The following is a 23,192-nucleotide window of genomic DNA, read 5'->3' on the forward strand; positions in this document are numbered from 1 at the left end:
CCCGCCCGGTTCGCCGGCGCGGGGCTTTTCTTTGCCCGACGCCATTCGCGCTTCCACCCGCCGTCATCCTCGGGCTTGACCCGAGGATCAGGTTGTCCGCCTGCGCGACGTCGGCAAGGTTGAGCGCGCCTCCAGGCTCGATCCTCGGGTCAAGCCCGAGGATGACGGAGTGTGATGACGACATGAGAAGATGGCCGCCGCCGCTGGCCTTCCTCGCCTCCATCGGTCATTGAGAGCCGCATGATCATCATCGCAGGGCTCGGCAATCCGGGCGGCAAATACGAGAAGAACCGCCACAACATCGGCTTCATGGCCGTGGACGAGATCGCGCGCCGCTGGCGCTTCGGTCCCGAGCGGGCCAAGTATCAGTCCATCATCAGCGAGGGTGAGATCGAGGGGACCAAGGTCCTGTTGATGAAGCCCCAGACCTATATGAACGAGAGCGGCCGGGCCGTCGGCGAGGCGGCGCGCTTCTACAAGGTGAAGCCCGAGCACGTCATCGTCTTCCATGACGAGATCGACCTGGCCCCCGGCCGTTTCCGCATGAAGAAGGGCGGCGGCGCGGCGGGTCAGAACGGCGTCCGCAGCCTGATCAGCCACCTCGGCGCCGACTTCCGCCGCGCCCGCATGGGCATAGGCCATCCCGGCGAGCCGCAGCTGGTCCACGCCCACGTCCTGGGCGATTTCCACAAGGCCGACAGGCCCTGGCTGGACCCCATGCTGCAGGCCTGCGCCGACGCCCTGCCCTTCGCCGTGGCCGGCGACGACGAACGCTATCAGGGCGAGGTCATGCGCTTGGCCCCGGCGCCCAAGTTCAGCCCCAGGCAGGCGGCGCGGGGGGAGTAGGCGCCAAGTCACCCTCTCCCGATGGGAGAGGGCTTGAGCCTCCAAGAGCATAGCGATTGGTAAGGCAAAAGGGTGAGGGTTGACGGTCGATGTCGGCTGAAAGCCGTTACTGACTGCGGCTGCGCCGACTGAAGCCGCGAACCCTCACCCTTTCGCGCAGCCGATCGCCTTCGGCTCTCGGGCGCTCAAGCCCTCTCCCATCGGGAGAGGGAAGCCATTGATCAATCCGTCGTGGTCCAGGCCGCCGCCAGCGTCGCCGCGCCGTTGGCGGGCACGGTCAGGGTCCAGACAGGATAGCCGGTGTCGTCCACCCGGCTGCGGGTCGACTGGCTGCGGATGCGGAAGCCGCGCGACATGGCGGCGTCAGCCACCAGTTCGACCGTCACGGGTTCCGAGCGGGCGTTTGTCACCGTGGTCTCGATTTCCGAGCGGTCCGTCGTCACCGCCCCGCGCGTGGAGTTGCTCGACTTCACCAGCCGCGTCTGCACCCGCACGTCGGGCGACTGACCAAAGGTCAGCCGCACCGGCAGACCCACGCCCTTGTCCACAAAGCGGTCCTGCCCCGCCAGCAGGACGCCGCCCGCGCCGTCCGGCTGCATCACCGCCACCGATCCGCCCGGCAGGGCCACGCCGAGACCTGCGCTCGCCTCGTTCTTCAGCTTGAGCACGATGGCGGTCGGACGTGCTTCATCGTCGTCATCCAGCACATCGGCGCGATAAACCCGCTCATAGGCCACGCCCTCGCGTTCCAGGAAGCGCACCTGCTTGGTCTGGCGCGCAGCCACCGTGGTCGGCTCCGGCAAGGTGTAGATTTTATAGTCGCCCAATTCGCCCTGACGGGCCATCGCGGTGACGACGATATCGTCCATGGCGCTTTCGGCAACCATCCGCATCATCGGCGCGGCGGGTGCAGGCGGCGGAGGGGGCGGCGGAGGCGCGCCATATCCGTAACTAACCTCGCCCGACCCGAAGGTCGTCGTTCCCTGCGGCCAGCACTGGTTCTGCTGATAGCGAATCATGGGCTCGACCGGCACAGTCCCCTCGTCCTTACGCAGCGTCCCGGCCACCACCTGCACCGGTGCATCGGGGAAGCCCGTCCCGCCGAAGTTGGCCAGGGTCACCCAGCCCGTCAGGTCCAGCGTCCCGTCCGATGGGTCCAGACGGGCCACATAGTCCGCCGACCACTGCAGCCCCGTCGCCAGATAGGCCAGGGTGACGGTGTGCCGCCCCGCCCGCTCGGCCCGCGTGCGGACCGACAGCACCGGCTGATCGCCCAGCCCCTCGGGCACACGGTCGAAGATGACCCGCTCGGTCTGGCCCGAGCAGTCCAGGGCCTCGAAGCGGCCGTCGATCTCCAGCACCGTGCCCTGCGCCCCCGCGCGGATCACAGCGGCCTTCTCGACCTGTTCGCCGGTGGCGGGATTGGTGCGGACGACGCGCACCACCTCACCCACCGACTTCTCCATCAAGCTGGCGGGCGACAGCAGGTCGAAGTCGGCGTTGCGCTCGACCACATGGGCGGGCAGGCCCTCCAGCACCGCGCTCTGCGGCACGACGCCGGTGGCCAGACCCCGAAAGCGGATGATCCCTTCACCCGCCGGCAGGTCAACCGTCCGCGTCTCGACGATCAGGGCCAGACCCTCGCGGTCCAACCGGTTCCACGGCTGGCGCGACTGTTCCATCAAAGCGACCGTATCGACCGGCTGGTCGCGATAGATGACCACGGTCGCCGTGTCGGGGCGCGCGGAGACGCTTTCCGTCTGGGCCCAGGCGGTGGGCGCCAGAACGGTCAGAGCCGTGGTGATCGCCAGCAGGCGGCGCATGGATCAGCCGCCCGTGGTAATGGTCGCGGTCAGCTTGGTCTCGCCATTGGCGGGCACGGGCACGCGCCAGACGACGGTGCGGGCGTCGCGCATCTCGCCCTCGATGCTCTGCTCCGACAGCTCGGTGTCGCGGCCCAGACCGCGCTGGCGCACCTCGACCGTCACCGGCTCGGGCCGAGCGTTGCGAACCGTGTACTCCATCGCATAGCGGGTGCGGAAATAGTCCACCAGGCGCTTGGACGTGCGTTCCGACGAGACCAGACGCGGCTGCACCGTCACGTCAAAGGCGTCGCCGGTCGTGACCACGATCTCGGACCCGGCGGGGGAGTGATCGACCTGATCCTCGCCGATGAAGCGCGGCTCGCCCGCCTCGTCCTTCACATAGACGCGCATGACCCCGGCCGGCAGGGCGCGAGCGGCATTGCCCGAGCCGTTGCTGAAGATGACCCCGACCTCGGCCGCTACCGGCTCCTCGGCCGTGTAGAAGCCGTCGATGACGTTCAGATAGCGCTTGGTCGCGGGCACGCCCGCGGCGTCGATCAGGCCGACCTGCTTGGTCTGGTTGTTGGCGACGGTGACGGCTTCCGGCAGCGGATAGACATAGACGTCGGCCAGCGCCCCCTGCCCGCCCGTCTGCGTGCCGTTGCCGCGCGTCGGACGCGATGGCTGGCCATAGGGATTATAGCCGCCCTGATTGATCAGGTTGACGTCGCCCGCCACCACCCGCGTCTGGGCGTTGCTGAAGGTCGCGCCCGAGTTGTTGGTGATGGTCACCCACCCGGTCAGGTCCAGCTTGCCCGCCTTCTCGTCGAAGCGGGCGACATAGTCGGCCTTCCACGCCAGACCCGTCGTCAAATAGCTGAGCGTCGTCTCGCGACGGCCCGCCCCCTCGGCGTCCAGGGTGACGCTGAGCGTCGGACGCGGGCGCAGATTCTCCGGCACCCGGTCGAAAATGACTCGCGTCGGCACACCGTCGTCGCGCAGCACCTCGATGCGGTTGCCGATCTGCAGCACCACGCCCTGATTCGCCGCCAGCACACGCGCCCGCTCGGTCGTCTGGGCGCCCGAACCGGGATTGGTGCGGACGATGCCGATGTCGCCGCCGACGGCGCTTTCCATCAGCTTGCCCGGCGTCAGCAGGTCATAGTCGAAGTTCTGCTCCACCACCGACAGGCCGCGCCCCGACAGGCCGACCGTCTCGGGTCGGATGCTAGCGGAAACGCCCGGAAACTCCTGACGCGAGCGCCCGGCGGGCACGGTCAGGTTCCGCACATCCTCCACCAGGGCGATGTTCTGATTATAGACGGTCAGGGAGACGCGGTCGGGGCCGCCCGGCCCCTCCTCCACCTGTTGCGCCATAGCGGGCGCGGCCAGCAGCATGGCGACGGCGAAGGGTCCGAGAGCGCGGATCATAGGATATTCCCTGAGCTTGTCCGACGGCCACGCTGGCACGGCGAAACCGCTGTTGTCGAGGGCGCGCGGCGTCCGGTCGCTATAGCTTCACATTGCGGGAAGGTTTAAGCCCCGGCTCGTGACCCGGTCCCAGAGTGAAAACTGGTCGATTGCGCGTTCGCTGGCCTTCCTGGCCGCGACGTTCGCCATCGTGATCGGAACCCTGCTGCCGTTCGCGGCCCTGGCGGCCTCGGTTCCGGGCCAGCCCGTCGTCATCTGCTCGGCCGAGGGGCCGCAGACGATCCAGTCTGGCGGCGTCGACGGACCGATCAACAAGCATGTCGGAGCCAAGTGCGCCGCCTGCGTCATGCCGCTGCTGGCCGCCCTGCCCGAACCGCCTGCGCCCGCTCCGGCTCCGGTCGTCCGCATGGTCGCCCCGGTCGCCTATGCGCCCTTCCGCATCAGCCCCCCGCCGCCAGCCCGCGCCCCGCCGCGTCCGCCGTCCACCGCGCCGCCCCACGCCTGAAAACCAGAACCTCTGCCGCCTCGCGCGCGTCCAGGAACGACGCCCGCGACTGCACCTCTGTTCCAGGATTTGACCTTCCATGTCTTTCAAGACCACCGCGGCGCCGTGCGCGCTGCTCATCGGCGCCTGCCTGGCGCCCGCCCTTGCTCATGCCTCCGAGGCTGACGGCCCGGCGACCGTCGTCGACAGCATCATCGTCACCGGCCGCCGCAACGCCGAAGACCCCGCCGTCGTGGCCGAGGCCCGCGACCGCCTCAGCCGCACCCCCGGCGCCGTGGCCGTCATCTCGGCCGAGAGCTACGCCGACCGCTTCGCCCAGGGCTTTTCCGACACCCTGAGGAACGTCCCCGGCGTCCTGGCCCAGAAACGCTACGGCGAGGAAAGCCGCCTCTCCATCCGCGGTTCGGGCATCGCCCAGGGCTTCCACCAGCGCGGCGTCCTGCTGGCCCAGGACGGCGTGCCCTTCGCCGACGCCGACGGCTTTTCCGACTTTCAGGGCGTCGACGCCCTGAGCGCCCGCTACATCGAGGTGTGGAAGGGCTCAAACACGCTTCGCTTCGGCGGGGCGCAGCTGGGCGGGGCGATCAACCTGGTCACGCCGACCGGCCGCACCGCCCGACAGGAGAACCTGTGGCAGCTGGAGGGCGGCAGTTTCGGCGCCATGCGCGGCCACGCCGCCGTGGCCCGCACCCAGGGCGACTGGGACGTCTATGCCGCCGCCTCCGCCATGCAGAGCGACGGCTGGCGCGACCATAGCCAACAGTCGCAAGCCCGCCTGACCGTCAATGCCGGGCGTTCGTTCGGCGAGGACCGCGAGGTTCGCCTGATCGCCCAGGCGGCGGACATCAAACAGGACATCTCCGGCTCGCTGACCCTGGACCAGGCGCTGAAAACGCCCCGCATGGCCTCGACCTCAGCGCTGACGGGGGATCAGGCCCGCGACCTGACGGTGAAGCGGCTGACGCTGCAGACCCGCTGGCGCTTCAATGAAACCACCCTGTTCGAGGGCGCGGTCTGGGGCTGGGAGAAGTCCCTCTATCACCCGATCTTTCAGGTCATGGATCAGGACAGCGCCACGCGCGGCGCCTTCGGTCGCATCGACTGGACCGGTCAGGTCGCGGGCCTGCGCGCCGACGCCTTCTACGGCTTCTCGTGGCGGCACGGAGAAGTCGAGGCCCAGCGCTACGTCAATCTGAGCGGTCTGCGCGGCGCCAAGACCGCCGACGCGCGACAGCAGGCCTCAGGGCTGGACGTCTTCGCCGAGGGGCGGCTGTTCGTCACCGACCGGCTGGCCCTGGTCGCGGGCGGCTCCTGGGGCCGGGCCACGCGCGACTACGCCGACCGCCTGAACCCGGCCAATGACGACCGCATCGACTACGACTGGTTCTCGCCGCGCCTGGGCCTGCTGTGGGAAGCGGAAAGCGGCGCCCAGGTCTTCGCCAACCTCACCCGCTCGGTCGAGCCGCCAACCTATGGCGCCCTGGTGCAGGCCCCGCTGACCGGCTTCACCCCGGTTCAGGTTCAGGACGCCTGGACCGCCGAGGTCGGCACGCGCGGGCGGCGCGGCGCCTTCGCCTGGGACCTGACCGCCTATCGCAGCCAGATCGACGGCGAGATGCTGAACTTCACCACCGGCCCGGACATTCCCGCCGCCACCTTCAACGCCGACAAGACGATCCACCAAGGCATCGAGGCCGGTCTGGACTGGACCTTGCCGGTCGAGATCGCGGACGGCTCACTCCTATTGCGCCAGACCTGGAACTGGAGCGACTTCCGCTTCGACGGCGACGTGCGCTGGGGCGACAACCGCCTGCCGGTCGTGCCTGAGCACCAGTACCGCGCCGAACTGACCTGGCGCCATCCGTCCGGCGTCTTCGTCACCCCCTCGGTCGAGTGGCGGATAAGCCAGCCCTACGTCGACTACGCCAACACCATGAAGGCCCCCGACTACGCCCTGATGGGCCTGACGGCGGGCTTTGACGTGCGCGACGGCCTGTCAGTCTATGTCGATGCGCGAAACCTGACGAACGAGCGTTACGTCGGCGAGTTCTCAGCCGTGACCGACGCCCGCACGGTCTCCACCGCAGTCTTCTTCCCCGGCGAAGGCCGGTCCGTTTTCGCCGGCCTACGCCTCGCGTACTGAGAAATTGGCCTATTAAGGAACCCATGATGACCAAACACACCCTGATCCTCAGCGCCCTCGGCGCTCTCGCCCTGACCGCCTGCGGCCAGCCCGCCGACAAGGCCGCCGAGACCGCCGCCGCGCCCGGAACCGTCACGGTCGCCGACGCCTGGTGCCGCCCGACGCCCAACGGCGCCAAGGTCGGCGGCTGCTACGTCACCCTGACCGCCGGGTCCGACGACCGCCTGCTCAGCGTCTCTACCGCCCTGGCCGAAAGCGCCCAGATCCATGAGATGAAGATGGAGAACGGCGTCATGAGCATGGGCGAGCTGAAGGACGGCCTGCCCCTGCCCGCCGGTCAGAAGATCGAGCTGAAGCCCGGGTCGACGCACGTCATGCTGATGGGCCTGCGTGATCCTCTGATCGACGGCGGCGTGGCCTCCTTCACCCTGACGTTTGAGAAGGCCCCGGCCATCGGCGTCCACGCGGCCGTGAAGCAGCCGCCGGTGGTCGATTCCGAGGAGTAGTCCGGCCACATCTTTCCTCCCCACTCGTGGGGAGGGGGACCAAGAAGTGGTGGAGGGGGCGGCGCAGACATCAGCCGTCGAGACGCCCCCTCCGTCACGTCGGCTGCGCCGCCGCGCCACCTCCCCATGGAATGGGGAGGAAAGCTCGATATGCCGCCGCACCTGACAAACAGCCCCGAACCCGCTAAAGGCTCGCGCTCACGAGGAATCCCATGGCTCTTAAAGTCGCGATCGTCGGCCTGCCCAACGTCGGCAAGTCCACCCTGTTCAACGCCCTGACCAAGACGGCGGCGGCCCAGGCCGCCAACTATCCGTTCTGCACCATCGAGCCGAACACCGGCGACGTGGCGGTGCCGGAAGCCCGTCTGAACACCCTGGCGGCGATCGCCGGGTCGAAGGAAATCATCCCGGCGCGGATCACCTTCGTCGACGTGGCCGGCCTGGTGCGCGGCGCGTCCAAGGGCGAAGGTCTGGGCAATCAGTTCCTGGCCAATATCCGCGACTGCGACGCCGTGGCCTTCGTCGCCCGCTGCTTCGTCGATGACGACATCACCCACGTCGAGAACCGCATCGACCCGATCTCGGACCTCGAGATCATCGAGACCGAGCTGATGCTGGCCGACCTGGAAAGCCTGGAGCGCCGTCGCGTTCAGGTCGAGAAGCGCGCCAAAGGCGGCGACAAGGAATCCCAGCTGACGCTGAAGTTGATCGACGCCGCGCTGGAGAAGCTGCGTGACGGCAAGCCCGCGCGTCTGGCCGAGGTGTCCAAGGAGGACAAGAAGGCCTGGGACATGCTGCAACTGCTGACCGCCCTGCCCGCCCTCTACGTCGCCAACGTCGAGGAAGCCTCGGCCGACAAGGGCAACGACCTGTCGGACCTGGTGGCCAAGCGCGCCGCCGAGGACAACGCCAACTCGGTGGTCATCTCGGCCCAGATCGAGTCGGAAATCGCCGTCCTGGACGACGAGGAGCAGAAAGAGTTCCTCGAGACCCTGGGTCTGGAAGAGCCTGGCCTGAACCGCCTGATCCGCGAGGCCTACAAGCTGCTGGGCCTGCAAACCTACTTCACCGTCGGTCCCAAGGAAGCCCGCGCCTGGACCATCCCGGTCGGCGCCACCGCCCCGCAGGCCGCCGGCGTCATCCACACCGACTTCGAAAAGGGCTTCATCCGCGGCGAAACCATCGCCTTCGACGACTATGTCGCGCTGAAGGGCGAAGCGGGCGCGAAGGAAGCCGGCAAGATGCGGGCCGAAGGCAAGGCCTACGTCGTCAAGGACGGCGACGTCATGCACTTCCTGTTCAACAACTGATGCGCAAGGTCCATCGGCTGGTAATCCTCGCATTGCTGGTCGGTGGACCCGCCTTTGCTCAAAACGCTAACGAACAACCCGCTAGCGCACAGATCATTTTGCCCCAGCAAATCGGCATTGATCGTTTGCGGGCGGCCAGCAGAGGCTTCATCCCTGTCGGCGAACCCGTTGTCAGCGAGACCGCCCAACGTGGCGAAGCCATCCTGACCGCTCCCTACCGCCTTCGTCGCGAAGGCCGTCTGGCAGCAGATATAGCGACTTCGACCCTGCGTATGAAACAGGGCGCACCGGTCGCGTTCCTGTCGTTCCGCCCGTTTGGCCCCCAGCAATACGAACCGATCCGCGCCTGGTGTGGTCCCGGCGAAGTCAAGGCCATGTTCTCATGGTCGGCCCAGATCGTTTGCATGGTCGAAGCCGCAGACGGCAAGGCCGCCCTCGTGACCCCAGCATTTTACGCCGCGTCATGGTGGGCGGTAAGCAGCCTGAACACTACGCGTCGCGAGGACCAAGTTGATCGCGTCGAGGTGCTCCCCGCCGAAACGGCGTCCGAGTTCGAACTGGTCATCAGCTATCAACGCCAGCGCAATAATGGGTTGGCCATTCGTAGCCAGATTGTCGGTCCCGCTGTTCAACCGGACAAGACCGCGCGAGGCCTGAGCCACGATCGCGTCATGCCAGCCTCAGATACCGGCTACAGCCTGCCCTACGACGGTTTAAACCTGACCCTCAACCCGTCCGCTGAAGGCGCCAGCCTCGGCATCGTCTCCGAGCGTGTCGCCCCCGCGTTGGACCTGTCGCTCTTCGAGGAAGAGCCCATCGACATGACCGACGAAGAGACAGAACAGCCGGAACAGGCCGGTGGTATCGCACCCACACCTTATGTGATCGGCGCCCTGCGCTTTGATCCGACCCAGATGACAGCACATAACGGCATCATTCCCCGTGGCGGCACTATGCTGACGGGTAAGGCCTCCTATGCAGTAACAGGTCGTTTGACCAAACAACTGCAGATGACGGCCCCCCTGATCCGCGAGACTGCTGAAGCTGGCACGATCATGCATCAGCTGGAGATCATTCGCTCTACTGAGCTTGGCACACTGACATCCAACCATGTGTGGTGCGGTGCGATAGGCTCGGGAACGATCTGGTCGCGTAAGCCCACGATTAAATGCCTCGCTATGAGCATGCGAACCGGAGTGCTGGAAGCGAACTGGCCAAACGGTAGTACAGCTTGGCTGGCTACCACCGACCGATTCCCGGCAATAGTCGGTACCGAAGCGATCGATTTCGATGTTGAAGTCTCGCAAACTCCCATTCTGCCCCCAGTCGATGTTCATTTCCAACTACATCGCATCAATGCCAATGAGGCCATTGTGCGGGTGATGGCCAGCAAGGACGGCGAAGACGTTGTTGTTCTTCAGATCAACGCTCCATTTAACAATGGCACGGCCACGATCCCTCTTTGGTCACACAGACTGAAATTGATCCGAAGCGGTGAAGGCGTCAGTCTGGAGTTTACCCATGATGGAGACGGCATCAGCCCCGTTCTAATAGGATACTACCCAGCCTGATCTGCACACAGCACTCGGCAAGCTTTAGTTTGGCTGATTGGTGAATGAGTTTTTCTGCAGGGTTGCCCGTTGGGTGATCCTGTTACTCTCGATGGGCTACAACCTAATGGGGAGGTCCATTTGTCCTTTAAGTTCGACACGCTCGCCGTCCACGCTGGCTATTCGCCCGACCCGACGACCAGGTCGGTCGCGGTGCCCATCTATCAGACCACCAGCTACGCCTTCGACGACACCCAGCACGGGGCCGACCTGTTCGACCTGAAGGTGGCGGGCAATATCTACACCCGGATCATGAACCCGACGTCCGACGTGCTGGAACAGCGTCTGGCGGCGCTGGAGGGCGGGATCGCGGCCCTGACCGTGGCCTCGGGCCAGGCGGCCATCACCTATGCGATCCTGACCATTGCTGAATCTGGCGACAACATTATCGCCACGAGCACCCTCTATGGCGGCACCTACAACCTGTTCGCCCACACCCTGCCCCAGTACGGCATCACGGTGCGCTTCATCGACGCCGACGACGTGGCGGCGGTGGCGGCCAATACGGATGAGCGGACCAAGGCGGTCTTCTGCGAGTCCATCGGCAATCCGCTGGGCAATGTGGTGGACTTCGCCGCCCTGGCGGATGCAGCGCACGCGCAGGGCCTGCCGCTGATCGTCGACAACACAGTGCCGACCCCCTACCTGACCCGCCCGATCGAGCACGGCGCCGACATCGTGGTGCAATCGCTGACCAAGTATATCGGCGGCCACGGCACCAGCATCGGCGGGGCCATCATCGACAGCGGCAAATTTCCCTGGGCCGAGCACAAGGCGCGCTTCCGCCGCCTGAACGAGCCCGAGGTCTCCTATCACGGCGTGGTCTATACCGAGGCGCTTGGCCCGGCGGCCTATATCGGCCGGGTGCGGACCGTGCTGCTGCGGAACACCGGCGCGGCCATCTCGCCGTTCAACAGCTTCCTAATCCTGCAAGGGCTGGAGACCCTGGCACTGCGGATGGACCGGCACGTCGAGAACGCCGTCGCCGTGGCTGAGTATCTGAAGAGCCACCCCAAGGTGAAGTGGGTCAACTACGCCGGCCTGGCAGAACATCCCTCCAACCCGCTGATCCAGAAGTATTTCGGCGGCAAGGCCTCGGGTCTGCTGACCTTTGGCGTGGAGGGCGGGCGCGAGGCCGGCGGGCGGTTCCAGGACGCGGTCAAGCTGTTCACCCGCCTGGTCAACATCGGCGACGCCAAGTCCCTGGTCTGCCACCCCGCCTCGACCACCCACCGCCAGCTGTCGCCGGACGAGCTGAAGAAGGCGGGCGTGACCGAGGACACCGTGCGCCTGTCGGTCGGCATCGAGCATATCGACGACCTGATCGCGGACCTGGACCAGGCCCTGGCGGCAGTCTGACCGTCAGTACGCCAGGGTCGTGCACCGCAGCAGCCGCACCGGGCGGTCGCTGCGGTCCATCCAGGTGATGGCCAGGGTCTGGGCCGTGGCGGCGAAGCGCACCCGTTCGTAACGCGCCTGCCCCTCGGACTCGCACTTCAGCGCCGCCTCATAGCCGGTGCTGATCTCGGTGATGCGCTGGATCTCGCAGCGGTTCTCATAGCCGCGCAGTTCCGTCGTGGTGATCTCGATGGGCACGCGATCGCCGCGCGGATTGAAGCACCAATCCGCCTCGGCCGCCCATCGTCCGACAAAGCTGGCTGGCCCTGCCCCCGGAAGCATGGATTCGGCGCCGGGCGGCCGCTCGCTCGGCGGAGCGACGGTCGCCGCTCCCTGAATGGGCTGAGCGGGTTCCGTCGGCGGATTGACCCCGCCGTCCCGATCACACCCTGCCAAGACGAGGGCGACGACACAGGTCGCGACAAGACATCTCATGACGACGAAACGTCCGCTGCGGCGGCCCGGTTTCACCGCAACGCCACAATTGAGGTTGATTCTGATAATCGTTCGCAGTAATTGCGCACCCCTCTCCAACCGGGGCCGTAACCATGCGCTCGTTTCTGATGTTCTCCGCCGGGCTGACCGCCCTTTCGGCCGCCGCCTTCCCCGCCTTCGCCGAGGAGGTCGTGGACCTGGAACAGGCCGTCCCGGTCGCGCCGATCACCGTCGTCGGCACGCGCACCCAGCGCCGCGTGGACGACGTCCCAGCCAGCGTCAGCGTCATCACCGCCGAGACCATCGAGAACAATCTGGTCACCGACATCAAGGACCTGATCCGGTTCGAGCCGGGCGTCAGCGTCCCCACCAGCCCCGCCCGCTTCTCGGCCGCCCTCTCGGGCGCGGGTCGCGACGGCAACTCAGGCTTCACCATTCGCGGCATGGGCGGCAACCGGGTCCTGATCATCCAGGACGGCGTGCGCGTGCCGGACGGCTTCGCTTTCGGCGCCCAGAGCGTCGGACGGGGCGGCTACAACGACCTAGACCTGGTCAAGTCGGTCGAGATCCTGCGCGGCCCGGCCTCGGCCCTCTACGGCTCGGACGGCATCGCCGGCGCGGTCAGCTTCACCTCCAAGGACCCGTCCGACTTCATCGCCAGCGGTGAGAACTTCGGCGCTCGCGCCCGCGTCGGCTACAGCTCCGCCGACGAAGGCTGGACCGAGGGTCTGGCCCTGGCGGGCCGCGCCGGGACCCTGTCCGGCCTTCTGGCCTACACCCGCCGCGACGCCCATGAGACCGAGAACATGGCCGAGACCGGCGGTACGGGTTCGGCCCGCACCCAGCCCAACCCGCAAGAGTTCGCCTCGAACGCCGTCCTGGGCAAGCTGGTCTGGGATGCGAACGATAACCACTCCGTCCGCCTGACCTATGACCACTTCGACCAGGAGATGGATGGCGAGGCGTTGAGCAGCTATTCGGCCACGGTGATCGGCCTGACCGCCCACGACGAGACGCAGCGCGACCGCGTCAGCCTGGACTGGCGCTTCAGCGACGTCTTCGGTCTGGACGAGGGTTCGGTCGCCGCCCACTGGCAGGACGCCACGACGACCCAGTTCACGTTTGAAGACCGCACTCCGGCCGTGGACCGCACCCGCGACGTGACCTTCGACAACACGGTCTGGGGTCTGGCGGCGCAGGGGTCGAAGACCTTTGGCGGTCCCTCGGTCCAGCACCGCATCACCGTGGGCGGCGACTGGTCGCGCACCACACAGGAAGGCATCCGCGACGGCACCGTGCCGCCGATGGGCGAGCCCTTCCCCGCCCGCCCCTTCCCCAAGACCGAATATGATCTGGCGGGCCTGTTCGTGCAGGACGAGATCACCCTGATGGGGGGGCGCCTCAGCATCATCCCCGCCCTGCGCTACGACTGGTACGAACTGACGCCCAAGGCCGACGCCCTGTTCCCGGCCCCGGCCGAGGGCCAGAGCGACAGTCACCTGTCGCCCAAGATCGGCGTCATGTTCTGGGCCGACGACCACTTCGGCGTCTTCGCCAACTACGCCCAGGGCTTCAAGGCGCCCTCGCCGATGCAGGTGAACAACTTCTTCGCCAACCCGGTCTTCGGTTATGAATCCATTCCCAATCCCGACCTGACGCCGGAAACCAGCGAGAGCATCGAGGGCGGCTTCCGCTTCCGTAACCTCGACCTGTTCGGCGGCGCTCTATCGCTGTCGACCACGGCCTTCCACACCAACTACGACGACTTCATCAATCAGGTCGTGGTGCGCGGGACCGGCGTGCCGGGCGTCGATCCGCTGATCTATCAGTACGTCAACCTGACCGAAGTGAAGATCTGGGGTCTGGAAGCCCGCGGCGACATTCGCTGGGACAACGGCTTCTCGGCCATCGTCGCCGCCTCCTTCGCCGACGGCGAACAGGAAACCGACGGCGAGAAGGGCAAGCTGACCAGCGTCGATCCGATCAAGGTGGTCGCCGGCCTGAACTACGTCGCCCCGTCGGGCGTCTGGGGCGGCGGCGCGACCGTCACCTGGTCCGACGACAAGTCCAACTACGAGTGCGGCGGCGGCCTGTGCTGGCCGGGCGAGGAGTTCGCCATCCTGGACCTGACCGCCTTCTGGAACGTCACCGAAAAGGCCACCCTGCGCGCCGGCGTCTTCAACGTCTTCGACGAGAAATACGCCTGGTGGAGCGACGTGCGCGGTCTGAACCGCCCGGCCGTCGACGCCCGTCCCGCCACGCTGGACGCCTTCACCCAGCCCGGCCGCAACTTCGGCGTCTCCGTCAACTTGCGCTACTGAGACGGGCCCTTAAGATGCAAACGACTCTCATTATGGAAAAGCCCATGCGCGCCATTCTCATCGCCGCCGCCCTGCTGGCCGGCGCCGTTCCCGCGGCCGGCGCCCTGGCGCAGACGGCGCCCGCCGCGAACGCCGCAACGCCCGCCAGCCCGTTCGAGCGCGACCGGCAGTCGATCCTGGCCCAGGCCGGCCAGTTCCGCGTCCACTTCGACATGCGCGAGAACGTCAGCTTCAACACCGACTACGATCCGATGGAAGGCAAGCTGTCGGGGGGCAGCGAGATCGTGCGCGTCGTCTATGACAAGGGCGACCGCATCAGCCTGCAACACATCCTGGTCATGGAACACGAAGGCCAGGCCATCGTCGTCAAGCACTGGCGTCAGGACTGGGTCTATCAGCCGGAATCGGTCCTGACCTACGCCGGAGCCAACCAGTGGACGGTGACGCCGGTGTCCGCCGATCAGCGCGCCGGCGCCTGGTCGCAGACCGTGTGGCAGACGGACGATTCCCCCCGCTACGGCGGCGTCGGCCGCTGGACCTATGTCAACGGCCTGAGCGTCTGGACGTCCAACCCGACCTGGCGTCCGCTGGCGCGGCGCGACGCGGTGCTGAACCCCGTCTATGACCGCTATCTGGGCACGAACCGCCACGCCCTGACGCCCGCCGGCTGGGTCCATATCCAGGACAATGTGAAGATGAATGGTCGCGCCGGCGGCGAGCCCGTCGCCATCGTTCAGGAAGACGTGGTCAACACCTACGACCGCTCGACCAGCTATTCGCCCAAGGCCGGGGACGACTACTGGACGGCCACGAAAGACTACTGGGCCGCCGTGCGCGACACCTGGGACGCCGTCATCGCCCGCGACGGCGGCGTGCATGTCGAGGAAGAGGCCCAGACCGGCGTCGTCACCGGCACGCCGCTGATGGACCTGGCCCAGAAGATCCAGGACGGCGAGATCACGACCGAAGCCGCCGTCGTTCAGGCTCGCGCCATTATCGACGCCGCCACCAAGCGCTGACGAACGCTCGGCCAAGCCGATGCAAAAGGCCCTCCGCCCGACAAGGAGCGGAGGGCCTTTCATTTTTGTAGCATTCTCGTCCGCCGTCATCCTCGGGCTTGACCCGAGGATCGGGCGCAGGGGTGAACTCATGCCTTCCAGCGTCGCGCAGCCGGACAATCCGATCCTCGGGTCAAGCCCGAGGATGACGGACAAAGAGGGCTCTACCGCCGCGCCGCGTCGCTAAGCGTCCGCACCTGGCCGAACTCGGAGGTCGGCTTCCAGCTCGGCCATTCGTCGCTGTTGGCCAGTTCCAGGCCCAGACGATACAGCAAGGTCAGGTTCTCCACCGCCGAACGCAGGTCCCAATCCGCCGACCATTCGTCACTGGGGCGGTGATAGTCGGCGCTGAACTTGGCTTTCCACGCCGCCAGACCAGCCTCGCGCCCCCCATCGACCCAGTCCACGCCGTGCCACGGCATCAGGGCCGGAACGCCTGCCCGGGCGAAGGGGAAGTGGTCGGAGCGGTAGTAGAAGCCCTGCTCCGGCTGGCCGTCGTCGGAGACATAGCGGCCCTCCTTCTCGGCCAGAGCCTGCAGGTCGTCCTCCAGGCTGTTCTGGCCCTTGCCGAAGATCGGCACGTCACGCGTCGGGCCGGACAGGGGCAGCATGTCGATATTGATGTCGGCCACCGTCGTTTCCAGCGGATAGACCGGATCGGCGGCATAGGCGTAGGCGCCCAGCAGGCCCATTTCCTCGGCCGCCATGTGAGCGAAGACGATGGTGCGGTCAGGCGCGGGCGCGGCCTTCAGCTGACGCGCCATCTCGACCACGCCGACGGTGCCCGAGGCGTTGTCCCAGGCGCCGTTGAAGATCTTGTCGTCGCCGCCTGCATGGTTGTTGACGCCGACGTGGTCCCAGTGAGCCGAATAGATGATGGTCTCACTCGGGCGCTTGGTTCCCGGAATCCTGGCCAGCAGATTGTGGGTGCGCAGGGTGTCGATGGTCTCGGCCGTCTCGACCGACAGGGTCACGCCCGGCAGGGCAAAGGCGCGGAAGTCGCCCGTGCCGATGCGCGAGACCAGATTGGCCACGTCCAGCCCCAGGGCCTTGGCCGTATCCGCATTGATGGCGCCCGAGAACTCCAGATCCGCCGCGCCCGGCGTCAGGGTGCGGGTTCGGGCATTACCCTGGGCCATGCGGGTCCAGCCGGCGTCGGTCGCGGTCGCCTTGGACACCGTGATGACGCCCAGCGCGCCGCGGCGCTTGGCCTCGTCCGCCTTGTAGGCGCCCGACTGGTAGTTGGTCGCGTAAGGCCCGTTGAACAGGTCGCCGTCCGGCTCTCCGCCCACGACCAGAACAATCTTGCCCGTCACGTCGAGGTCGCCGTAGTCGTCCCACCCGCGCTCCGGCGCATGGATGCCGTAACCGACAAAGACCAGACCCGCATTGGCGATCGCCGCCTTGCCGTCGTTGCTGACCGCCCGCAGGGCGATGTCAGTTCCCGGCGTCAGGACGTGGACCTGGCCGTCAGCACCGGTCCAGCTGGCCTGGGTCGCGTCGGCGACGGGCGTATAGCGTTTCAGGTCGATGACCTGCAGCCACTGGCCGTTCGGACCGCCGGGCTGCAGGCCCATGGCCTCATACTGGGCCTGCAGCCAGTCCAGGGTCTTCTTCTCGCCCTCGGTGCCGGGATAGCGGCCCTGGAAGTCGTCGGCGCTGATGGTGCGGATCTCGTCCGACAGGCGCTGGGCCGAAAAGTCCTGAGCGGCGGCCGCGCCGGCGACGAACAGAAGGGCCGTAGCGGCGGCGCCGCTGATGAACCGACGATGCATGGAAGCTCCTTCGCCCTCCCCACGGGGCGTTCGCGCAAAGTAATAGGGCGGCCTCTCGCGAGACCGCCCCTTACATTTTTGTCATGTTCCGCGAAGGCGGATCAGCGACGACCTATTTGCGCTGGGCGTCGCTGACCGTGCGAGCCGGGCCGAACTCCGAACCCGGCTTCCACTGGGGCCAGTCCCGGCTGTTGGCCAGGGCCTGACCCGCGTCAAAGACCACCTCGAGGTCCTGGATCATGCCGCGATAGTCCCAGTTCGCCTCCCACTCGTCGGCGGCCTGGTGATAACGGTTGGCGCGATACTCGGCGGCCGCCGCCACGCGCGGCGCGATCGGTTCGTCCACGAAATCCCCGGTCGAGGACAGATAGCCCATCGGCACGCCGCGCTTGGCCAGGGGGAAGTGGTCCGAACGGAAGTAGATGCCGGCGCCCGCGCCCGCATCACCCTCGAAGCCGCGCCCCTGCGCCGCCGCCAGAGCGATGACGCGCTCATCCAGCTCGGACTGGCCATAGCCCGTCACGCCCAGCTTGCTCATTCGACCCAGAACGCTGGTCGCATCCAGGTTGAAGCCCGCCACCGTCGTCTCCAGCGGGTACAGCGGATTGGCGGCATAGAATTCCGATCCCAGCAGGCCGCTTTCCTCGCCGGTGAAGCTGATCATGACGATGGTGCGCTCCGGCTTCGGCCCCTTCGACCACTGACGCGCCAGCTCCAGCAAGCCCGCTGTGCCCGAGGCGTTGTCCACCGCGCCGTTGAAGATGCGGTCGCCCGAGGCGTCCGGCTCGCCCATGCCGATGTGGTCCCAGTGACCGGTGTAGAGAATGGTCTCGTTCGGGTGGGTCGTCCCCTCCAGCTTGGCCACCACGTTGTGGGTGGTGATCTGGTCGGTCTTCACGTCGAACTTGGCGTCGATGGTCGCGCCGGCCAGTTCGACCGGCTGGAAGTCGCGGCTGCGGGCCTTGATCTTCTCCTGCTCGAAGTCGAGGCCGGCGTGTCGGAACAGGTCCACGGCCACGTCGCGCTGGATCCAGGCCTCCATCGGCACGCGCTCGGCCGAGGGGTTGGCGCGCACGATGTCGAACTGCGGCACGGACCAGGAGTTGGCCACCGTGGTCCAGCCATAGGAGGCCGGGCGCGTCTCGTGGACGATCAGCACGCCCGCCGCCCCCTGCCGCGCCGCCTCTTCATACTTGTAGGTCCAGCGACCGTAATAGGTCATGGCCTCGCCGCCAAAGGTGTTCAACGCCGGCTCCTCGAAATCGGCGTCGTTGACCAGAACCACGATCACCTTGCCGCGCACGTCGGTCTTGAAGTCGTTCCAGCCCCGCTCGGGCGCGTTCGTGCCGTAGCCGACGAAGACCAGGGGCTTGCCGCGCAGATCGACGCCGTCGCTGGGCAGGCGGGTGGTGATGGTGGCCTGCTGCCCCTGGGCGAGCGGCTGGGTCCAGTCGCCGACCTTGATCTGGCCGCTGACGTTGGAGACGGTGAAGCGGTTCAGGCCCACGGCCTGGGTCCAGCCGCCGTTCTCGCCGCCGGGCGCGAACCCCGCCGCCGCATACTGCTGGCTCAGATAGTCGATGACTTTCTGCTCGGCCGGGGTGGCGATGCCGCGCCCTTCAAAGCTGTCGTCGGACAGGACCTTGATGTCGTTCGAGATGCGCCCCGCATCGAAGTCAGGAGCCTGGGCCGCGGTCTGGGCGACCGCGCCCGAAGCCATGGCGGCGGCGAACAACAGGACGGCGGCGGACGACATCAAACGCATGGAACAAGCCCCTCAACCAATAAAGAGCCCGGACCCTAGAGGGCGAAATCCGCCGAGTCGATGCGGCCGTTTTGGACGCCGGGCACGAAAAAACCCGCCGGATCGCTCCGGCGGGTCGTCTCGTTCGGGTCTGGAAGCCAAGCCCTTAGTGGGCGACGCCCTTCCAGATGCGACGGTAGCTGGCGTAGGTGATCCCTGCGAACAGCAGAAGGAAGATGATCACGCCAAAGCCCATCTGCTTGCGCTCGGTCGCCTTGGGCTCGGAGGTCCAGGCGATGAAGGCGGCTACGTCCTTGGCCATCTGGTCGACCGTGGCCTCGGTGCCGTCGTCATAGGTGACCTGACCGGCGCGCAACGGCGCGGGCATGGCGATGAAGCCGCCCGGAGGCACATGGCCCTCGCCTTCCCAGAACGGGGTCAGATCGCCCGCCATATAGGGGTTGTAGTGCTGGGCCGAGGTCATCTTCAGACCCGCCGGCGGCGTGCCGTAACCCGACAGCAGCGAGTAGATGTAGTTGGCGCCGTCGTGACGAGCCTTCGCCATGACCGACAGGTCCGGCGGAGCCGCGCCGCCGTTGGCGGCGGCCGCCGCCGTGGCGTTCGGATAGGGCGACGGGAACTTGTCGGCGGTGGTGGCGTCGCGCATCAGCGCCTCGCCCGTCTCGCTGTCGATGTCCGGGACTTGAACTTCCTTGGCCAGAGCCTTCACGACAGGGTTGTCGTTCGGGTTCGGGTATTCCGGGTTCCAGAACGGCCCGTGCTTGTCGCCCAGGTTACGGAAGTGCATCAGCTCCATGCCGTGGCACGAGGCGCAGACTTCCTTGTAGACCTTGTAGCCGCGCTGCAGCTGGCCCTGGTCATAGGTGCCGAACGGCCCCTCGAAGCTGAAGCCGCCGCTACGCGGATGCTTGGCGCCCCCAGCGGCCAGCGCCGGAGCGGCGGTGGCGGCCAGGCCCAGGGCGGCCGTCAGAACGACCAAGGTCTTGCGGAAGGACACGGTTTTCTTCTCGTTGGAAATCATCGCGCTCAGCCCTTCTGCTCGGCGTCGCCCGACAGGACCGGCTCGGAAATCGTCGCCGGGACCGGCAGCGGCTTCTCGCGCAGGCCGAGGAACGGCATCAGCACCAGGAAGAAGATGAAGTAGTAGGCCGTGAACAGACGCGTCAGCCACAGGTAGGAGTTCAGCTGACCGTCGATCAGGTTGAAGCTCGGCATGCCCGGAACGACCGGGGCGTCCGGCAGCTGACCACCGCACCAGCCGAGGCCGAAGCAGACGAACAGGAAGATGATGAAGCAGGTGCGCATCGTCGGGCGGTAGCGCATCGAGCGCACCTTGGACGTGTCCAGCCAGGGCAGGACGAACAGCACGCCGATGGCGCCGAACATGGCCACCACGCCGCCGAACTTGTCGGGGATGGCGCGCAGGATGGCGTAGAAGGGCAGCATGTACCATTCGGGCACGATGTGCGCCGGGGTCTGCAGCGGGTTGGCCGGGATGTAGTTGTCGGCGTGGCCCAGGGCGTTCGGCTGATAGAAGACGAAGACCGAGAACAGGATCAGGAAGAGGATGATCGCAAAGCCGTCCTTGACCGTGAAGTACGGGTGGAAGGGCAGCATGTCCTTCTTCTGGCGGTCCTTCGGGATCAGGATGCCGACCGGGTTGTTCTGACCGGCGGCGTGCAGGGCCCACAGGTGCAGCACCACGCAGCCGGCGATGACGAACGGCAGCAGGTAGTGCAGCGAGAAGAAGCGGTTCAGCGTGGCGTTGTCGATCGCCGGGCCGCCGCGCAGCCAGATCAAGATCGGCTCGCCGATGACCGGAATGGCGCCGATCAGGTTGGTGATGACCTCAGCGCCCCAGAAGGACATCTGACCCCAGGGCAGGACATAGCCCAGGAAGGCGGTGGCGATCATCAGGAAGAAGATGACGCAGCCGATGATCCAGATCATCTCGCGCGGCGCCTTGTAGGAGCCGTAATAGAGACCGCGCAGCATGTGCAGATAGACGGCGATGAAGAACATCGACGCGCCGTTGGCGTGCACATAGCGGATCAGCCAGCCGCCGTTGACGTCGCGCATGATGCGCTCGACCGAGGCGAAGGCCAGGGCCGTGTTCGGCGTATAGTGCATGGCCAGAACGATGCCGGTGATGATCTGCGTCATCAGGCACAGGGCCAGGATGCCGCCGAAGGTCCACCAGTAGTTCAGGTTACGGGGGGTCGGCAGGTTGGCGTAGTCCATGCCGAAACGGATGATCGGCAGGCGGGTGTCCATCCACCGCTCAACGGCGGTCTTCGGGACGTAGGTGGATTCGTGATCGCTCATGGGTCCTCTGTCCGTCCTCAGCCGATCTTCACGCGGGTGTCGGACACGTAGTCGTAGTTCGGCACCACCAGGTTCTTGGGCGCCGGACCCTTACGAATACGGCCCGAGGCGTCGTAGTGCGAACCGTGGCAGGGGCAGAACCAGCCGCCGTAATCGCCCGTGCCGAAGGTCGGGACGCAGCCCAGGTGGGTGCAGGAGCCGATGACGACGAGATACTTCTCGTGGCCGGGCTTGGTGCGCTCGGCGTCGGTCTGGGGTTCCTTCAGGTCCGAGGCGTGATCGTCGGCGATGACGCGCTTCAGCTCGGCCGGGGTGCGGTAACGCACGAAGACCGGCTTGCCCTGCCACTTGATGACGACCTGCTGGCCTTCCTGAACCTTGGTCAGATCGAATTCGATCGACGCCAGGGCCAGGGTGTCGGCGGCGGGGTTCATCTGGTTGATCAGCGGCCAGGCCACCATCACGCCTGCACCGACCGCGGCGGCGCCGGCGGCGATGTGGATGAAATCGCGGCGGGTGGCGTCGCCGCCCCCGTGTTGGCCCTCGGGCCCTTCAGCATTCACGACCGATTCGGCCACGCTCTCACCTCTGCACTCCCGATCGCCCGCCCCAAAAGGGGGATGGTCGTCGGCATGGATCGTCCCTGCGGAACGGCAGAAGATGCCTGCGGCCCTTGTTTTACCGCATTCGACGCAAGTTGCTGACACAACTTGCGAAACGGTCGCAACAAAGACCGCGACAAGACCCCGCCCCGCGCGTATGACGGCCTTAGAATGCGTCTCGCCCTTTTTCAACCTGACATCCCGCAGAATGTGGGCGCCTGCATCCGCCAGAGCGCCTGTTTCGGCGTCGAATTGCACGTCATCGAGCCCACGGGCTTCCGTTTCGACGACCGCGCCATGAAGCGCGCGGCCCTGGATTACGGCCCGCTCAGCCACATGACCCGCCATGCCGACTGGGACGCCTTCCAGCGCGACCGCGCGCCGGGGCGGCTGGTGCTGTTCACCACCAAGGGCGCCACGCCCTTGCCCGATTTCGAGTTCCGCCCCGACGATGTCTTGCTGTTCGGCAAGGAAAGCTCTGGCGCGCCCGACTACGTCCACGCCGCCGCCGACGCGCGGGTCTTCATCCCCATCCGCCCGGAAACGCGCTCGCTGAACCTGTCGGTCAGCGCCGGCATCGCCCTGTGGGAAGGCCTGAGGCAGTTGGGCGAGTTGCCGGTGCGCGCCTAAGGCCGACCTTAACCACGCCGATTCACCGAACGCCAAATGGTGAATGGCAGACTGGTCCCCTCACACGAGCGGAACCATGACTTTGCAAGCCTTCCTGCAGGAACTGACATCAGCCGATAACCAGCCGCTGTTGTTGGCCCTGGTCGCACTTCTGGGATTCCTGGCGGGACTGAAAGTCGGCGCTAAGAGCCGTTGGGGTCGCCGTTCCTCAAGCAAGGGACGGTGGCGCGCGGGAATGAAGCTCGTGAATCCTGACGCCTCGACAGCGCGTAACGACCGAACCGATCCCGCTGCACAACTCACCACCGTCATGAACGCCGAGTTTCGGCCCAAGCGACTGATGTCCAGGAGCGAGGCTCGCGCCTTTCTGCAGATTGAACGCCTGCTGCGCGGTCATCGCATGGGCTGGCGCGTGATGGCTCAGGTGTCTCTGGGCGAAGTCCTGACCTCGACCGACGCCAAGGCCTTCGCCGCCGTGAACAGCAAACGCGTCGATATGCTGGTCATCGCCAATAACGGACACCCGCTGGCGGCAGTCGAGTTCCAGGGCTCCGGCCACTATCTGGGCGCCGCCGCTGCTCGCGACGCAGTCAAGCGAGAGGCGCTGCGACGCGCCGGTGTCGATTTCATCGAAGTGAAACCAGATCACTCAGACGAGGACCTCGCGTTCGAGATCGCTCGTCTGGTTCGCCTGAAGACGCCGTCGGCGCCGCAGCCTGTTTGATCC

The 23,192-nt window shown here is 66.6% G+C and carries 19 protein-coding genes; 11 read left to right on the top strand and 8 right to left on the bottom strand.

Annotation, left to right across the window (positions count from 1 at the left end):
• The first annotated feature begins 240 nt into the window (after positions 1-240).
• Positions 241-846, top strand: coding sequence for an aminoacyl-tRNA hydrolase (gene pth / locus ACR9FL_RS11880; protein WP_436355731.1), 606 nt, complete (start codon positions 241-243; stop codon positions 844-846).
• A gap of 221 nt (positions 847-1,067) precedes the next feature.
• Here pth and ACR9FL_RS11885 read toward each other — a convergent pair whose 3' ends face one another.
• Positions 1,068-2,669, bottom strand: a complete 1,602-nt coding sequence (locus tag ACR9FL_RS11885) for a DUF4139 domain-containing protein (protein WP_436355732.1) — start codon at positions 2,667-2,669, stop codon at positions 1,068-1,070.
• Positions 2,670-2,672: 3 nt separating this feature from the next.
• The gene (locus ACR9FL_RS11890) at positions 2,673-4,082 is read right to left on the bottom strand and encodes a DUF4139 domain-containing protein (RefSeq protein WP_436355733.1); all 1,410 of its coding nucleotides are present in this window, start codon (positions 4,080-4,082) and stop codon (positions 2,673-2,675) included.
• A gap of 118 nt (positions 4,083-4,200) precedes the next feature.
• Here ACR9FL_RS11890 and ACR9FL_RS11895 point away from each other — a divergent pair, with 118 nt between their 5' ends.
• The 6 genes from ACR9FL_RS11895 to ACR9FL_RS11920 all read left to right on the top strand — a co-directional run bounded on the left by ACR9FL_RS11895 (position 4,201) and on the right by ACR9FL_RS11920 (position 11,515).
• Entirely contained in the window at positions 4,201-4,587 is a 387-nt protein-coding gene (locus ACR9FL_RS11895) for a hypothetical protein (protein ID WP_436355734.1), read from the top strand.
• A 79-nt stretch (positions 4,588-4,666) separates the two neighbouring features.
• Positions 4,667-6,730 (top strand): TonB-dependent receptor family protein, encoded by a 2,064-nt coding sequence (locus tag ACR9FL_RS11900; protein ID WP_436355735.1) that lies wholly within the window; start codon positions 4,667-4,669, stop codon positions 6,728-6,730.
• Positions 6,731-6,756: 26 nt separating this feature from the next.
• Positions 6,757-7,236, top strand: coding sequence for a copper chaperone PCu(A)C (locus ACR9FL_RS11905; RefSeq protein WP_436355736.1), 480 nt, complete (start codon positions 6,757-6,759; stop codon positions 7,234-7,236).
• Between the two features lie 212 nt (positions 7,237-7,448).
• Positions 7,449-8,546 (top strand): redox-regulated ATPase YchF, encoded by a 1,098-nt coding sequence (gene ychF, locus ACR9FL_RS11910; protein ID WP_436355737.1) that lies wholly within the window; start codon positions 7,449-7,451, stop codon positions 8,544-8,546.
• Positions 8,546-10,117 (top strand): hypothetical protein, encoded by a 1,572-nt coding sequence (locus ACR9FL_RS11915; RefSeq protein WP_436355738.1) that lies wholly within the window; start codon positions 8,546-8,548, stop codon positions 10,115-10,117. Before ychF ends, ACR9FL_RS11915 begins: the two co-directional genes overlap by 1 nt.
• Before the next feature lie 120 nt (positions 10,118-10,237).
• Positions 10,238-11,515 carry an O-acetylhomoserine aminocarboxypropyltransferase/cysteine synthase family protein gene (locus tag ACR9FL_RS11920; RefSeq protein WP_436355739.1) on the top strand — a complete coding sequence of 426 codons (1,278 nt, stop codon included), beginning with the start codon at positions 10,238-10,240 and terminating at the stop codon, positions 11,513-11,515.
• A 3-nt stretch (positions 11,516-11,518) separates the two neighbouring features.
• On the opposite strand, the gene ACR9FL_RS11925 is transcribed toward ACR9FL_RS11920, so the two are convergent.
• Positions 11,519-11,836 carry a hypothetical protein gene (locus tag ACR9FL_RS11925; RefSeq protein ID WP_436355740.1) on the bottom strand — a complete coding sequence of 106 codons (318 nt, stop codon included), beginning with the start codon at positions 11,834-11,836 and terminating at the stop codon, positions 11,519-11,521.
• A 266-nt stretch (positions 11,837-12,102) separates the two neighbouring features.
• On the opposite strand from ACR9FL_RS11925, the gene ACR9FL_RS11930 reads away from it, so the two are divergent.
• Positions 12,103-14,310: a TonB-dependent hemoglobin/transferrin/lactoferrin family receptor gene (locus ACR9FL_RS11930; RefSeq protein ID WP_436355741.1), complete on the top strand. Its 2,208-nt coding sequence runs from the start codon at positions 12,103-12,105 to the stop codon at positions 14,308-14,310.
• Positions 14,311-14,354: 44 nt separating this feature from the next.
• A complete protein-coding gene (locus ACR9FL_RS11935) occupies positions 14,355-15,329 on the top strand; it encodes a DUF6607 family protein (protein ID WP_296173907.1) in 975 nt (324 codons plus the stop codon).
• Positions 15,330-15,532: 203 nt separating this feature from the next.
• Here the strand turns inward: ACR9FL_RS11935 and ACR9FL_RS11940 are convergent, their stop codons facing one another.
• From ACR9FL_RS11940 to petA, 5 genes are all read right to left on the bottom strand, one after another.
• A complete protein-coding gene (locus ACR9FL_RS11940) occupies positions 15,533-17,143 on the bottom strand; it encodes a M28 family peptidase (protein WP_436355742.1) in 1,611 nt (536 codons plus the stop codon).
• A 112-nt stretch (positions 17,144-17,255) separates the two neighbouring features.
• Complete coding sequence (locus tag ACR9FL_RS11945) at positions 17,256-18,908, bottom strand: M28 family metallopeptidase (RefSeq protein WP_436355743.1); 1,653 nt, start codon at positions 18,906-18,908, stop codon at positions 17,256-17,258.
• A 145-nt stretch (positions 18,909-19,053) separates the two neighbouring features.
• Entirely contained in the window at positions 19,054-19,929 is an 876-nt protein-coding gene (locus tag ACR9FL_RS11950) for a cytochrome c1 (protein ID WP_105561851.1), read from the bottom strand.
• Between the two features lie 5 nt (positions 19,930-19,934).
• Positions 19,935-21,233: a cytochrome b gene (locus ACR9FL_RS11955; RefSeq protein ID WP_297934163.1), complete on the bottom strand. Its 1,299-nt coding sequence runs from the start codon at positions 21,231-21,233 to the stop codon at positions 19,935-19,937.
• 17 nt (positions 21,234-21,250) lie between these two features.
• Complete coding sequence (gene petA / locus ACR9FL_RS11960; RefSeq protein ID WP_296175505.1) at positions 21,251-21,811, bottom strand: ubiquinol-cytochrome c reductase iron-sulfur subunit; 561 nt, start codon at positions 21,809-21,811, stop codon at positions 21,251-21,253.
• 195 nt (positions 21,812-22,006) lie between these two features.
• Here petA and ACR9FL_RS11965 point away from each other — a divergent pair, with 195 nt between their 5' ends.
• Both ACR9FL_RS11965 and ACR9FL_RS11970 read left to right on the top strand, forming a co-directional pair.
• On the top strand, positions 22,007-22,465 hold the full coding sequence (locus ACR9FL_RS11965; RefSeq protein ID WP_296175507.1) for a tRNA (cytidine(34)-2'-O)-methyltransferase: 459 nt from the start codon (positions 22,007-22,009) through the stop codon (positions 22,463-22,465).
• Positions 22,466-22,541: 76 nt separating this feature from the next.
• Positions 22,542-23,189, top strand: coding sequence for a DUF2726 domain-containing protein (locus ACR9FL_RS11970; protein WP_296175509.1), 648 nt, complete (start codon positions 22,542-22,544; stop codon positions 23,187-23,189).
• Positions 23,190-23,192: the final 3 nt, after the last annotated feature.

Source organism: Brevundimonas sp. CEF1 (assembly GCF_051353055.1).
GTDB lineage: Bacteria > Pseudomonadota > Alphaproteobacteria > Caulobacterales > Caulobacteraceae > Brevundimonas.

Coding starts and splice junctions, on each gene's coding strand:
- pth (WP_436355731.1), top strand. CDS start 241: ATGATCATCATCGCAGGGCTCGGCAATCCGGGCGGCAAATACGAGAAG.
- ACR9FL_RS11885 (WP_436355732.1), bottom strand. CDS start 2,669: ATGCGCCGCCTGCTGGCGATCACCACGGCTCTGACCGTTCTGGCGCCC.
- ACR9FL_RS11890 (WP_436355733.1), bottom strand. CDS start 4,082: ATGATCCGCGCTCTCGGACCCTTCGCCGTCGCCATGCTGCTGGCCGCG.
- ACR9FL_RS11900 (WP_436355735.1), top strand. CDS start 4,667: ATGTCTTTCAAGACCACCGCGGCGCCGTGCGCGCTGCTCATCGGCGCC.
- ACR9FL_RS11905 (WP_436355736.1), top strand. CDS start 6,757: ATGACCAAACACACCCTGATCCTCAGCGCCCTCGGCGCTCTCGCCCTG.
- ychF (WP_436355737.1), top strand. CDS start 7,449: ATGGCTCTTAAAGTCGCGATCGTCGGCCTGCCCAACGTCGGCAAGTCC.
- ACR9FL_RS11915 (WP_436355738.1), top strand. CDS start 8,546: ATGCGCAAGGTCCATCGGCTGGTAATCCTCGCATTGCTGGTCGGTGGA.
- ACR9FL_RS11925 (WP_436355740.1), bottom strand. CDS start 11,836: ATGCTTCCGGGGGCAGGGCCAGCCAGCTTTGTCGGACGATGGGCGGCC.
- ACR9FL_RS11930 (WP_436355741.1), top strand. CDS start 12,103: ATGCGCTCGTTTCTGATGTTCTCCGCCGGGCTGACCGCCCTTTCGGCC.
- ACR9FL_RS11935 (WP_296173907.1), top strand. CDS start 14,355: ATGCGCGCCATTCTCATCGCCGCCGCCCTGCTGGCCGGCGCCGTTCCC.
- ACR9FL_RS11940 (WP_436355742.1), bottom strand. CDS start 17,143: ATGCATCGTCGGTTCATCAGCGGCGCCGCCGCTACGGCCCTTCTGTTC.
- ACR9FL_RS11945 (WP_436355743.1), bottom strand. CDS start 18,908: ATGCGTTTGATGTCGTCCGCCGCCGTCCTGTTGTTCGCCGCCGCCATG.
- ACR9FL_RS11950 (WP_105561851.1), bottom strand. CDS start 19,929: ATGATTTCCAACGAGAAGAAAACCGTGTCCTTCCGCAAGACCTTGGTC.
- ACR9FL_RS11955 (WP_297934163.1), bottom strand. CDS start 21,233: ATGAGCGATCACGAATCCACCTACGTCCCGAAGACCGCCGTTGAGCGG.
- ACR9FL_RS11965 (WP_296175507.1), top strand. CDS start 22,007: ATGCGTCTCGCCCTTTTTCAACCTGACATCCCGCAGAATGTGGGCGCC.
- ACR9FL_RS11970 (WP_296175509.1), top strand. CDS start 22,542: ATGACTTTGCAAGCCTTCCTGCAGGAACTGACATCAGCCGATAACCAG.